This window comes from bacterium SCSIO 12643 (assembly GCA_024398135.1).
GTDB lineage: Bacteria > Bacteroidota > Bacteroidia > Flavobacteriales_G > Salibacteraceae > CAJXZP01.
Genome location: CP073750.1, coordinates 1,051,992 through 1,066,125 on the forward strand (window position 1 = coordinate 1,051,992; position 14,134 = coordinate 1,066,125).

Annotated in this window: 9 protein-coding genes, 2 tRNA genes and 3 rRNA genes; 4 read left to right on the forward strand and 10 right to left on the reverse strand. The window is 40.6% G+C overall.

The annotated features are described in order from the left end of the window. The first annotated feature begins 59 nt into the window (after positions 1–59). Positions 60–941, forward strand: coding sequence for an ACP S-malonyltransferase (gene fabD, locus KFE94_04625; GenBank protein ID UTW67406.1), 882 nt, complete (start codon positions 60–62; stop codon positions 939–941). Between the two features lie 44 nt (positions 942–985). On the opposite strand, the gene KFE94_04630 is transcribed toward fabD, so the two are convergent. The 8 genes from KFE94_04630 to KFE94_04665 form a co-directional block, all read right to left on the reverse strand. Next, positions 986–1,402: a DUF983 domain-containing protein gene (locus KFE94_04630; GenBank protein ID UTW67407.1), complete on the reverse strand. Its 417-nt coding sequence runs from the start codon at positions 1,400–1,402 to the stop codon at positions 986–988. 14 nt (positions 1,403–1,416) lie between these two features. Next, positions 1,417–2,094, reverse strand: coding sequence for a dienelactone hydrolase family protein (locus KFE94_04635; GenBank protein UTW67408.1), 678 nt, complete (start codon positions 2,092–2,094; stop codon positions 1,417–1,419). Then, positions 2,094–3,296: a 3-oxoadipyl-CoA thiolase gene (pcaF, locus tag KFE94_04640; protein UTW67409.1), complete on the reverse strand. Its 1,203-nt coding sequence runs from the start codon at positions 3,294–3,296 to the stop codon at positions 2,094–2,096. The genes KFE94_04635 and pcaF overlap by 1 nt, the downstream gene beginning before the upstream one ends. A gap of 101 nt (positions 3,297–3,397) precedes the next feature. Then, positions 3,398–3,509: ribosomal RNA gene (rrf, locus tag KFE94_04645) — 5S ribosomal RNA — on the reverse strand. A gap of 60 nt (positions 3,510–3,569) precedes the next feature. Next, positions 3,570–6,433, reverse strand: a 23S ribosomal RNA gene (locus KFE94_04650). 233 nt (positions 6,434–6,666) lie between these two features. Continuing rightward, positions 6,667–6,740: transfer RNA gene (locus KFE94_04655), tRNA-Ala, on the reverse strand. Positions 6,741–6,747: 7 nt separating this feature from the next. Further along, positions 6,748–6,821 (reverse strand) — tRNA-Ile (locus KFE94_04660). Between the two features lie 116 nt (positions 6,822–6,937). Continuing rightward, positions 6,938–8,462 (reverse strand): 16S ribosomal RNA (locus KFE94_04665). The 16S, 23S and 5S rRNA genes sit together here with 2 tRNA genes alongside, the layout of an rRNA operon. An 806-nt stretch (positions 8,463–9,268) precedes the next feature. Between KFE94_04665 and KFE94_04670 the strand changes: the two genes are divergently transcribed. Beyond that, positions 9,269–10,711: a hypothetical protein gene (locus KFE94_04670; protein UTW67410.1), complete on the forward strand. Its 1,443-nt coding sequence runs from the start codon at positions 9,269–9,271 to the stop codon at positions 10,709–10,711. Here KFE94_04670 and KFE94_04675 read toward each other — a convergent pair. Together KFE94_04675 and KFE94_04680 are read right to left on the reverse strand one after the other, a co-directional pair. Then, positions 10,708–11,874: an NAD(P)-binding domain-containing protein gene (locus tag KFE94_04675; protein ID UTW67411.1), complete on the reverse strand. Its 1,167-nt coding sequence runs from the start codon at positions 11,872–11,874 to the stop codon at positions 10,708–10,710. The two genes, KFE94_04670 and KFE94_04675, sit on opposite strands and share 4 nt — an antisense overlap. Positions 11,875–11,882: 8 nt before the next feature. Continuing rightward, complete coding sequence (locus KFE94_04680; GenBank protein ID UTW67412.1) at positions 11,883–12,662, reverse strand: 2-(1,2-epoxy-1,2-dihydrophenyl)acetyl-CoA isomerase; 780 nt, start codon at positions 12,660–12,662, stop codon at positions 11,883–11,885. A 116-nt stretch (positions 12,663–12,778) separates the two neighbouring features. Between KFE94_04680 and KFE94_04685 the strand changes: the two genes are divergently transcribed. Both KFE94_04685 and KFE94_04690 read left to right on the forward strand, forming a co-directional pair. Next, positions 12,779–13,351 (forward strand): hypothetical protein, encoded by a 573-nt coding sequence (locus KFE94_04685; protein ID UTW67413.1) that lies wholly within the window; start codon positions 12,779–12,781, stop codon positions 13,349–13,351. Between the two features lie 24 nt (positions 13,352–13,375). Continuing rightward, positions 13,376–14,134, forward strand: a complete 759-nt coding sequence (locus tag KFE94_04690) for an SDR family NAD(P)-dependent oxidoreductase (protein UTW67414.1) — start codon at positions 13,376–13,378, stop codon at positions 14,132–14,134.

The following is a 14,134-nucleotide window of genomic DNA, read 5'->3' on the forward strand; positions in this document are numbered from 1 at the left end:
ATAGTCAAATTTCATATACATTTGCCCTTCATATTTATAAACGGTTTATACAATACTATATGAAAGGATATGTTTTTCCTGGACAAGGAGCTCAATTTACGGGTATGGGACTTGACCTATACGAGAACTCTGATGTTGCAAAAGAATTATTTCATCAAGCCAATGATATTTTAGGTTTTGAGATTTCGAAAGTGATGTTTGAAGGTTCTGCTGATGAACTAAAACAAACGAAGGTTACGCAACCTGCAGTCTTTCTACATTCCGTAATCTTAGCTAAGCTTTTAGGTGAAGATTTCAAACCAGATATGGTTGCCGGACATAGTTTAGGAGAGTTTTCTGCGCTTGTTGCTGCTGGAGGCTTATCTTTCGAAAATGGATTAAAATTAGTCTCAAAAAGAGCTTTAGCCATGCAAAAAGCATGTGAAATTAAACCTTCAACAATGGCTGCTATTATTGGTCTGGAAGATGATATTATTGAAAACACATGTAAAGAAGTAGAAGGCGTTGTTGTTCCTGCTAACTATAACTCACCAGGTCAACTGGTTATTTCAGGTGAAGTTGATGCCATCAATACCACTTGTGAGAAATTAAGTGCTGCTGGCGCAAAACGTGCTATGGTTTTACCGGTAGGAGGAGCATTCCATTCACCATTAATGTCTCCGGCAAAAGATGAATTAAAGGAGGCGATTGAAAGCGTTACAATTAGCAAACCAGTTTGTCCAATATACCAGAACGTAACAGCAATTGGAGAAACAGATCCATCTGTAATCAAACAAAACTTAATTGATCAATTAACAGCTCCTGTTTTATGGACTAAAATTGAGAATCAAATGATTGCCGATGGTATGTCTGAACTTACTGAAGTTGGTCCGGGGAAAGTACTACAAGGATTAATCAAAAAAATTGATAGACGTTTCCCTACATCAAGTGCGTCTATTTAATGACTAAATAACTGGATCGCCAAGTAATTTTGGCGATCCAATTTTTACACGTTTATACAAGGATTCTCTCTTTTTTCGCCATTCAATTCTTTGGCCCACTTTGCTTCCGCATCTTTATCATACTTTACAAACATCGTTAACCAAATCGATCTGGATAACCTAAAAATAAATGGAGTAAATACAATTAAAGAGCCTATTCCAAGAATAAAATATAGGCCAACAGCAAAATCGTCCAGTAATACTTCCATAGCTACATACACCGCTGTTAAATACGCAACGCTTAACCCATATCCAACATACATTGCTCCGTAGAAAAAACCGGGTTCCATATTAAATTTCAACCCGCAGCTATCACAATGCTCTGGCATTAAAAATAACTTCTTAAAATTATACGGATTTGTAGAACAGAATATATCCGATTTTCTACATCGTGGACACTTACCTTTAATGATTGATTTCATTCAACAAATTTGTATTAAAATTCCTGACCTCCATTCATCATTCTCGCATGAAAATAGCGCATGGTTTCACTATGGATTTTATGACCTCCATCAAAAGTATGATAATCAAACTCTACTCCCTTATCGCTATAATCTATGATAAAGTTATCTACTCTATCAGAATCTATATATTCATCATCTGAACCTATCACCAATTTAATATTAGATTCATTCACCTTTCTTAAATTTTGATTGTTCTCAAGAACTTCCTGAGGTAAATCCGTACCCCAGGCGATCAACATATCAATAGACCTATCCAATTGACTAACCCATCTGAATGCAGTAGGACCACCTTGTGAAAACCCTACCACTCCTATTTTACTTTCAGTAGATAGTCCCTGATCAAACAAGGTCTCTAAAACACTATTAAGATATTGAGTGTTATTCTGAATATCAGCATCACGTAAATCCGAAGTCATCCAGTTCGCTGATATTTGATTTCGAGTTCCTCTCTTGTAATAACGATGTGTTCCTTCTGGAGCAACAATCAACGTATTCTCGTCAGAGATACCATCAAAGTTTTTTATAAAATCTTCCGCAAGCATTCCATATCCATGAAATACAAACCAAACAACCTTAACCTTATCCGAAATTTGACCGTTGAGATAATATCTGGCAGAAGTAGTAATATCGATTTGATGCTCCTTAGACATTATACTCTTTCAATAATTACCGCATAACCTTGACCTACACCAATACACATCGTACATAATGCATATCGCTTATTTTGTCTTTCCAACTCCAATGCGGCAGCATAAACAATTCGCGTTCCTGTCACACCAAGAGGATGTCCGATTGCGATCGCACCTCCATTAGGATTAATTCTTGGATCGTTATCCTCCAATCCCATTTTTCTAGTACATGCTAAAACTTGCGCTGCAAACGCCTCGTTTAATTCTATGATGTCCATATCGTCCATAGTTAGCCCTGCCTTTTTCAAAGCAATTTCACTAGCATATACAGGACCTATCCCCATATATCTTGGCTCGACTCCTGCAACTCCAGATGCTACAATTCTCGCCTTCGGAGTAAGGTTATATTGCTTAACACCATTCTCAGAAGCTATTAAAGTCGCAGCTGCCCCATCATTCAACCCTGATGAATTTCCAGCGGTTACACTACCATCTTTCTTAAAGGCTGGTCTCAACTTGGCTAAAACTTCAAGATTAGTTTTAGGTTTAATAAATTCATCCTCTGAAAAAATAATATCCTCCTTTTTTCTTTGAGGTATTGAAACTGATATAATCTCATCTTTTAAAACACCCGTTTCGCGTGCTTTAGTCGCCTTCATATGAGAATTATATGCAAACAAATCTTGATCTTCACGGTTAATATTATACAATTCTGCAAGATTCTCTGCTGTCTGCCCCATACCATCTACACCATATAAATCCTTCATTTTAGGATTGATAAATCTCCATCCAAAACTAGAATCATGCATTTCCGCATCTCGACCAAAAGGTTTAGAAACCTTAGAAATCACCCAGGGACCTCTGGTCATATTTTCAATTCCACCAGAAATAAAAAGATCTCCATCTAAATTATTTATGGCTCTCTGTGCATGAACAATAGCTGACATCCCTGAAGCACATAATCTATTAACCGTTTCTCCTGGAACTTTCCAAGGTAATCCGGCAAGTAATAAAGACATTCTGGCTACATTTCTATTATCATCTCCAGCCTGGTTTGCACATCCCATGATCACATCGGAGATGGCATTTACATCTATATTAGGGTTTCTATTAATAAGTTCTGAAATCACCAACGCTCCTAAGTCATCAGCTCTTACTGTAGATAATGAGCCTCCAAAATTACCTATAGGGGTTCTAATTCCGTCTATTATAAAGCTTTCCATATTCTTTCAATAATATATAATACACGAACAATTTTACAACAAGAAGTTGGTATAGGCACAAAAAAAAAGGTGTCAATTTATAAAAATTGACACCTTCTGAAAATTGGCAACGACATACTCTCCCGCCTATTACAGCAGTACCATCTGCGCTGGTGGGCTTAACTTCTCTGTTCGGAATGGAAAGAGGTGATCCCCACCGCTATAGTCACCATAAACTATTCAATATTTTCGAAATTTTGAAGATAGACTTAATAACTTATACATCATCTCGGTTATTAGAAAGCTACGGGTAATTAGTATTGCTCAGCTTTGACATTACTGCCTTTACACTTGCAACCTATCAACGTCATCGTCTTTAACGACCCTTAAAAGAAGCCTCATCTTGAGATGAGTTTCGCGCTTAGATGCTTTCAGCGCTTATCTCATCCGAACGTAGCTACCCTGCAATGCAACTGGCGTCACAACAGGTACACTAGAGGTTCGTCCAACCCGGTCCTCTCGTACTAAGGTCAGGTTCTCTCAAGCTTCTAACGCCCACAACAGATAGGGACCGAACTGTCTCGCGACGTTCTGAACCCAGCTCGCGTGCCACTTTAATGGGCGAACAGCCCAACCCTTGGGACCTTCTCCAGCCCCAGGATGTGACGAGCCGACATCGAGGTGCCAAACCCCCCGTCGATGTGAGCTCTTGGGGGAGATCAGCCTGTTATCCCCGGAGTACCTTTTATCCTTTGAGCGATGGCCCTTCCATGCGGAACCACCGGATCACTATACCCAACTTTCGTTCCTGCTCGACTTGTAGGTCTCACAGTCAAGCACCCTTATGCTATTACACTCTTCGTACGGTTACCAAGCGTACTGAGGGTACCTTTGGGAGCCTCCGTTACTCTTTTGGAGGCGACCACCCCAGTCAAACTACCCACCAAACAATGTCTCCTTTGAGGATTAGATATCAGATAAATAAAGGGTGGTATTTCAAGGATGACTCCACCAATACTAGCGTACCAGCTTCATAGTCTCCCACCTATCCTACACATCATTTACCCAATATCAATGTTAAGCTGTAGTGAAGGTTCACGGGGTCTTTCCGTCCCGTTGCGGGTAATCGGCATCTTCACCGATACTACAATTTCACCGAGCTCATGGCTGAGACAGTGCCCAGATCGTTGCACCATTCGTGCAGGTCGGAACTTACCCGACAAGGAATTTCGCTACCTTAGGACCGTTATAGTTACGGCCGCCGTTTACTGGGGCTTCAATTCAGAGCTTCTACCGAAGTATAACCCCTCCTCTTAACCTTCCAGCACCGGGCAGGTGTCAGGCCTTATACATCATCTTTCAATTTAGCAAAGCCATGTGTTTTTGATAAACAGTCGCCTGGGCCTTTTCACTGCGGCCAGCTCGCGCTGGCGCCTCTTCTCCCGAAGTTACGAGGCCATTTTGCCTAGTTCCTTAGCCATGAATCACTCGAGCACCTGAGGATACTCTCCTCGACTACCTGTGTCGGTTTACGGTACGGGTAGTATAAACTTAAGTTTAGAAGTTTTTCTAGGAAGTAAGATTAGGGAAACTATCTGCTCGCCCGAAGGTTTGCAGTACTATCTGCTTTCAGCAAAGACTAGCTCTTAACCTGTCCATATACGTACGGCATTCAACGTACTATTCCGTCAGTACGCGTTCCTTTCACCTCTCCGTCACTCCATCACAATTTATACTAGTACGGGAATATTAACCCGTTATCCATCGACTACCCCATTCGGGTTCGCCTTAGGCCCCGACTAACCCTGAACCGATTAGCGTTGTTCAGGAAACCTTAGTCTTGCGGTGTGCAGGTTTCTCGCCTGCATTATCGTTACTCATTCCTACATTTTCTTTTCTAGCCGTTCCAGCATACATTACCATACACCTTCAACACAACTAGAATGCTCCCCTACCACTTTTATAAAGTCCATAGCTTCGGTGGTATACTTATGCCCGATTATTATCCATGCCAGATCGCTCGACTAGTGAGCTGTTACGCACTCTTTAAATGAATGGCTGCTTCCAAGCCAACATCCTAGCTGTCAATGCAATCCGACCTCGTTAGATCAACTTAGTATACACTTGGGGACCTTAGCTGATGGTCTGGGTTCTTTCCCTCTCGGACATGGACCTTAGCACCCATGCCCTCACTGCTGGTAAGCATTTTATAGCATTCGGAGTTTGTCAGGGTTTGGTAGGCGGTGAAGCCCCCTAGCCCTATCAGTAGCTCTACCTCTATAAAACTCAAAACCAACGCTGCACCTAAATGCATTTCGGGGAGTACGAGCTATTTCCGTGTTTGATTGGCCTTTCACCCCTACCCACAACTCATCCAAAGACTTTTCAACGTCAACTGGTTCGGTCCTCCACTTTGTGTTACCAAAGCTTCAACCTGGTCATGGGTAGATCACACGGTTTCGCGTCTACCTCACCTAACTCTTGCGCCCTATTCAGACTCGCTTTCGCTACGACTACGGTACTGAATACCTTAATCTCGCTAGATGAGAGTAACTCGTAGGATCATTATGCAAAAGGCACGAGGTCACTCTAAAGCTCCCTCCGCTTGTAAGCGTATGGTTTCAGGTACTATTTCACTCTTCTATTCGAAGTTCTTTTCACCTTTCCCTCACGGTACTAGTTCACTATCGGTCTCTCAGGAGTATTTAGCCTTAACGGATGGTCCCGCCAGATTCACACAAGGTTTCACGTGCCCCGTGCTACTCAGGATACTGTTAGGTAATACTTCAATTTCATATACGGGACTATCACCCTCTACGGTTGAACTTTCCAGTTCTATTCTATTATCAAAGTATAGTCCATATTACAGTCCTACAACCCCAGATTTGCCTAAACAAATCTGGTTTGGGCTATTCCCCGTTCGCTCGCCACTACTTAGGGAATCACTTTTGTTTTCTTTTCCTCCAGTTACTTAGATGTTTCAGTTCACTGGGTTTGCCTCCTTTCGGATGATATCTCTTCAAGATACCGGGTTTCCCCATTCGGACATTCACGGGTCAAAAGTTATTTGCACCTCACCGTGACTTTTCGCAGCTTATCACGTCCTTCATCGCCTCTGAGAGCCTAGGCATCCACCATACGCCCTTACTACTTTCGTAATAACTTAAATCGAAATGATTTACAGTTATTAAGCCTTTTATAATAATATCTCTATTGTTAATGTTATCTTCAAAATTTCAAAGAACTTTTTTGATACCAATGTATCAATTGTGAAAGATTTGGAGTTGAACCATTTTCTCGCTTACCTTATTAAGCTTCTTTCTTTATTCCTTTTACAGATCTTTTGGCTCGTAAGCCGTTTTTGAGTAATTAGCGTTCCAATATACTCTTGTGGAGAATATCGGAGTCGAACCGATGACCTCCTGCGTGCAAGGCAGGCGCTCTAGCCAGCTGAGCTAATCCCCCGTTATTGTAGTCCCAGGCAGACTTGAACTGCCGACCTCTACATTATCAGTGTAGCGCTCTAACCAGCTGAGCTATGGGACTCTATTCCCTTTCCTCTTACCGATAAAAACCCTACCGAGATTTCCGGGATCTCAATAATTTTAAATAGCGAAAAGCGCAAATATCCAACAGATATATAATTGTGTAGTACACTCTAAAAAGGAGGTGTTCCAGCCACACCTTCCGGTACGGCTACCTTGTTACGACTTAGCCCCAGTTACTAGTTTTACCCTAGGCAGCTCCTTGCGGTCACCGACTTCAGGCACCCCCAGCTTCCATGGCTTGACGGGCGGTGTGTACAAGGCCCGGGAACGTATTCACCGCGCCATGGCTGATGCGCGATTACTAGCGATTCCAGCTTCATGGAGTCGAGTTGCAGACTCCAATCCGAACTGAGACAGGCTTTTGAGATTCGCATCTCCTCGCGGAGTAGCTGCCCTCTGTACCTGCCATTGTAGCACGTGTGTAGCCCAGGACGTAAGGGCCGTGATGATTTGACGTCATCCCCACCTTCCTCTCCGTTTGCACGGGCAGTTTCTCTAGAGTCCCCGACATTACTCGCTGGCAACTAAAGATAGGGGTTGCGCTCGTTATGGGACTTAACCCGACACTTCACAGCACGAGCTGACGACAACCATGCAGCACCTTGAAAATTGTCCGAAGAAAAAACTGTTTCCAGTCCTGTCAATCTTCATTTAAGCCCTGGTAAGGTTCCTCGCGTATCATCGAATTAAACCACATGCTCCACCGCTTGTGCGGGCCCCCGTCAATTCCTTTGAGTTTCAATCTTGCGACCGTACTTCCCAGGTGGATTACTTAATGCTTTCGCTTTGCCACTAACAGTTTATCGCTAATAGCTAGTAATCATCGTTTACGGCATGGACTACCAGGGTATCTAATCCTGTTCGCTACCCATGCTTTCGTACCTCAGCGTCAATATTGGCTTAGTGAGCTGTCTTCACTATTGGTGTTCCATGACATATCTATGCATTTCACCGCTACATGTCATATTCCGCCCACTTCAACCAAATTCAAGATAAACAGTATCAATGGCAGTTCCGAAGTTGAGCTTCGGGCTTTCACCACTGACTTATTTATCCGCCTACGTACCCTTTAAACCCAATGAATCCGGATAACGCTTGGACCCTCCGTATTACCGCGGCTGCTGGCACGGAGTTAGCCGGTCCTTATTCGTGTAGTACCGTCAAACAGATACACGTATCTGCGTTTCTTCCTACATAAAAGAAGTTTACAACCCATAGGGCATTCATTCCTTCACGCGGCATGGCTGCGTCAGAGTTCCCTCCATTGCGCAATATTCCTCACTGCTGCCTCCCGTAGGAGTCTGGTCCGTGTCTCAGTACCAGTGTGGGGGATCATCCTCTCAGAACCCCTAGACATCGTTGCCTTGGTAAGCCGTTACCTTACCAACTAGCTAATGTCACGCATACCCCTCTTCAACCGATAAATCTTTGATATAATGATGATGCCATCTCTATATATTATAAGGTATTAATCCACGTTTCCATGGGCTATCCCTTTGTTGAAGGCAGGTTGTATACGCGTTACGCACCCGTGCGCCACTCGTCATCTTCTTGCAAGCAAGAAATGTTACCGTTCGACTTGCATGTGTTAAGCCTGCCGCTAGCGTTCATCCTGAGCCAGGATCAAACTCTCCGTTGTAATAAACTTAATTGTCTATCACTCTTAAATATCTTGGGGGATATTTGCTTAAATTTTTATGCTTTTCAACTATTCAAAGAACTTTAATATTCTTTTCTCTTATTCACTTCGTCTCGTTCCCGAGACTCAACTCTTAAGAGCTTATTTCTTTTAATCTTTGCCCCTCGAAAGGGGCGGCAAAGGTAACTCTAGTTTTTATTCTGACAAGCTTTTTCTGAAAAAATATTTTTTTTCTTCCTAACTCACCACTTCAAAACCGCACCAACCTTTTCAAAAACTATCCCCGCGAACGGGGCGGCAAAGGTAACTCTATTTTCTTTCCAAACAAGAAAAAAATTAAAAAAAATATTTTTCTTTTTTCTCGCTCCTCCTACTCCTCAATCTCTCCCGTTACCTCAACTTTTTCTTTACCCCCGAAAGGGGCGGCAAAGGTATGTCGTTTATCCTTCTCCTCAACCATATTTTTGAACTATTTTTTAAATATTTTTAGTTTAAACACATAACTCCCTCTTATACCATTACATACAGCACGATTTTTTTTTAGCTTTTCTTTAACCAATTCCACCTCACAATCCAACTCCTTAATCATCCCTGCAAGACACCTTTATTATATAGAAAGCAGTTTACACCTTTTTCAACAATTCACACTTATTAAATACAGGGTTTCATAAACACAGCAAAAAAATATTTTATATAAATTTGATTACATACAGTTCCTTGATATAATGCAATTACACAAGGAATTGACCGTTTAGTAAACATCCACCTCTTACATTGTATATAGCTTTGCAGATAATTATTCCCATATGGAATTAAACAAGCTAATCATATTAGTAGTATTTATCGCATGCCATTCCCCTACGTTTTCTCAGTCCCAAATGGGCGTTGTCCATGACAACATTAACGTTACAGAAGGTATTCGATTAAATCCAGCGCGTGCTGTTGATCCAAGACCATGGCTCGACATGCACCTCGGAGGGTTATATATGTTCGGTACAAGTAATGGTGCATACCTGGCAGCTGAAGATTTTTCCCCACTATCCGGGAAATTCCCTAGTCAACTTAGTCAGAATTTTAACGTTGATCAGGTTGATGGGCAAATTGAAGGCATTTTACTTGGTCCTGCATTTAATATAAGTCTTGGGAAATTTTCACTTGGACTCAGCTCAGCTTTTAGAAATTATGCAGTCGGACGTAACATCCCCTTAGAATTTACCAGAGGATTAATCTATGGTTTGCAAATTCCAGAATATTATGGAACCAGACTAAACGGAGGAAACTATCGAACTAAAGCGCTTAGTTTTGTTGAAGTAGGTTTAAACGGAGGAATGATCGCCCATCAAAAAGGAAAAATTCTTGTAAACGTAGGTGTAAACTTTAAATACATGCTTGGAATTGGTGGAATTGATTTCCTTGTAGATGATTTCAGCTATGAGATGATTGACTCAACTAACGCGTTTGTATATAACTACACTGGAAAATATGCCGGAGCTGATATAGGCTTCCACCCTGGTGTTGGGTATGGTGCCGATTTGGGCGTGACCATAGAAAAGAAAGTAGTCCCATCCAGACATTACACACCTCACTCTCCACAAAGCAATTGTAAATATGTTGATTATATATACAGGCTCGGCTTCTCTATACTAGACATTGGTGCTATCAAGTTTAAGAGTTCTTATTACAGAGAAGCTTCTCAAGCCAATGGCGAATGGGCCAACTATGCTGCTACAAGAGGAACTAATATTGGCGATATTATCAACACAATGGATCAGGCATTTCGCTCTGGAATTACTGATGTAAAAAACAGTTACTCCGCTACGCTTCCATTGACACTCTCACTACAATTTGACTACAACTTTGGAGATGGCTTATTCATCAACTCAACATTCATGTATGGTGTCCCGTTAAAAAGAGCTTTTGGCGGAGAGCGTTTAAGTATGATTGCAATTACTCCAAGGTATGAAGAGAAGCGTTTCGGTATTTCTTTACCATTAAGCATGAATACCATTATGAAACCAGCAGCAGGCTTGGCGGTTAGATTCTGGTATTTAACCGTTGGAACAGATAATCTTTCGTCCTACCTTATCAATACGGACGTATACCGTTTAGATTTATACGCACACTTAAAAGTGCCGATATTCGTTAACAAACCATGTAGAAAAAGAGGTTTAGGAGAATATGACTGGCACTTCAGTGATTGTAGCGCTCCAGGCGCCAGAAATCCAAGAAAGAAAAGCAAACGATATTAAATCGTTGCCCTCTTACTAACTAGATCTTTTAATAATACACTTGGACGATATCTATCATCCCCGTATCTTTCGAAAGATTCATTTAATCCATCTAAAACAGCATCAAAACCAATCTCAGCTCCCCATGTAATTAGACCTTTTGGATAATTCACTCCTTTAGTCATTGCGGTATCAATATCTTCTTTTGAAGCAATCTGAAGGAATAACGCATCTATAGCTTCATTTACCAACATATTTAAAATACGACTTAGAATCGCTTTTCCAAGTTTTTCATCTTTATTTGGCTCTGCGTTTCCGCTTGCATCCTTATAATTATAAAACCCCTGCCCAGATTTACGTCCTAACCTGTTTGCCTCAACCAAACGTTTCTGAGTCAAAGCTGGTTTATATCTAGGATCAAAGTACATTTCAGTCCAAACGGTTTCTGTTACAACATAATTTACATCATGACCGATTAAATCCATCAATTCAAATGGTCCCATTCTGAAACCACCCAGTTCCTTCATCGCCCAATCAATCGTTGCTTCATCCGCAAACCCCTCTTCTAACATTTTGATCGCTTCACTATAAAACGGTCTTGCGACCCTATTTACAATAAACCCAGGCGTATCCTTTGCTATTACAGTAACCTTCTTCCATGAATCAATTAAATCCTTTACATTATCCACAATTGCAGACTCCGTAACTAATGAAGGTACAATTTCCACTAATGGCATCAACGGTGCTGGATTGAAGAAATGTATTCCTAATAATCTCTCCGGATTTTTTAGTTTACCACCGATCGAAGCAATTGACAATGAAGATGTATTTGTCGCCAATACGGCATCTTCTTTCATGACATTCTCCAGATGAGAAAATAACTCTTGTTTAACCTGAAGTTTCTCAACCACTGCTTCAATAACCAGATCACAACACTCAAAATGACTTAATCCATCTACGTATTTTACACGTCCCTGAATTGCCTCACTTTCTTCAACGGTTACTCTTCCCTTCTCAACCAATCTAGCCATAATTTTAGCCAATTTGCTTTTCGAATCCTGTAAAGACTTTTCATTTAAATCGAACAAACAAACCTCATGTCCAGCGGTCGCTGCAACCTGCGCAATTCCTGAGCCCATAGCTCCGGCACCGATTATACCTATGTTACTTTGACTATTTAACATCTTCTTTCTTATTTCCCTTTAAATTCTGGTTTTCTTTTTTCTAAAAAGGCATTTACCCCTTCTTGATAATCATAACTATTTCCTGCTACTGTTTGTAAAGTATCCTCTAAGTCTAATTGCTCTTCCAGATTATTTACAAATGACGAATTCAACGCCTGCTTCGTTAATGCCAATCCCAATGTTGGCATTTTAGCTAGTTTTTTTGCGATTCCGAAAGACTCGTTTTCCAATTCTGCATCTTCAACAGCCTTATAAATCATCCCCATTTTTTCTGCATCATCAGCCATTACTTTATCTCCCAACATCATTAATGCTGAAGCTTTCTGCATCCCAATTATTCTTGGCAAATAGTAAGTTCCTCCACTATCCGGAATTAAACCTATTTTACTAAATGCCTGAATAAAAGCAGATGATTTAGCGGCTAACGTAATATCACACGCTAAAGCTATGTTTGCTCCAGCTCCAGCGGCTACTCCATTTACAGCAGCTACTACTGGTTTTTTAAGCTCTCTTATTCTTAAAATGATTGGATTATAATGTTCGCTAACAATTTTTGACAATTCAGGTCCATCCGGATCTATAGCTTCTGCTAAATCCTGTCCGGCACAAAAAGCCTTTCCATTCCCAGTCACCAAAACCGCACGAATCAAATCATTATCAGCGCAGTAGTCCATATATTTTTGAAACGCAAGGGCCATTTCTCTCACAAATGAATTATACTTATCCGGTCTATTCAACCTAATGATACCGACACCTTCTTTTTCTTCAAATTGGATATATTCACTCATAAATTTAGTTTTGACGAAAATAATTATTCCTCAGAGGTGAATCATACAATTTTATTCAAATTTTAAGGTTTCTTTTTGAGGGATTTTACCAGTTTCAATCTTTAAACATTATTAGAATGAAAGCTATTTATTTATACTTCTTATTGTTCTTTGTAAGTCTTTCGACTTACGCTCAATTTGAAACTGCAAATGACAGCAGTAATCAAAAACCATATTTTCAAGGTCCGGAAGTAAAAAAACAAAAATCACCCATCAAAGATCGACTTCTAGTTGGGGGAGGATTTGATCTCAGATTTGGTGATATTACTGTGATTGGGCTTACTCCATTAGTAGGCTATAAAGTGACCGATCAATTGGTAACCGGTGGTATTTTCACCTATAGATACTTTAAAGACAACAGACCAGGATTTAACTATTCTACTACTACATATGGAATTTCTCCATTTGCACGATATACAATTTTCAGAGGTTTATTCGCACATGTAGAATATGAAATGCTTTATGGTGAATTTAGATATAACGATGACCCAAGATGGGTCAATAGTTTCTTCGTTGGAGGCGGATATGGTGTTCCTCTTGGAGATAAGGGGTTCGCTGGGTTGTATTTATTATGGAACTTAACAGAAGATCCAAACTATAGAATTTACCAAAACCCTGTAGTAAGAATGAGTTTTGGCGTTGGTTTTTAATCTGCTTTTTACATTTTTGTATTTATGGGAAAAACTGCATTAATTACCGGAGCTACTTCGGGTATAGGAAAGGCTTGCGCCACTATTCTAGCCAAAAACAATTATGATTTAATTATCACCGGCAGACGTAATGAACGCTTGCAAGAATTAAAACTTCAATTAGAAAAGGAATGCCAGACTCAAATCACTACACTTTGTTTTGATGTTAGAAATCGTGAAGAAACAATCAACTCATTAAGCAGTTTAAATAATAATCAAAAGAAAGTCAACCTTCTTATCAATAATGCAGGATTGGCAGTAGGAATCAATCCAATCGACCAGGGTGATTTTGAAGATTGGGATCGTATGATTGACACCAATGTGACCGGCCTCCTGAACGTGAGCAAAACAGTTATTCCCTGGCTAAAAGAATCTGAAAACCCTCATATCATTAATATTGGATCTATTGCAGGTAAAGAAGTATATCCAAACGGAAATGTTTATTGTGCTTCAAAACATGCGGTTGATGCCATTTCAAAGGCAATGCGATTGGATCTCGTGCGCCACAATATAAAAGTGACGAACATTGCTCCTGGGTTGGTAGAAACCGAATTTTCCAATGTACGATTTTATGGCGATAAGGAAAAAGCGGATCAGGTTTATGTGGGAATGGATCCACTGACACCTGAAGATATTGCGGACACCATTTGGTTCTGTGCGTCAAGACCAGTACATGTAAATATTGCGGACGTATTGATTCTACCCGCTGCGCAAGCGAATTCCGTTACAGTTATTAGAAAATAG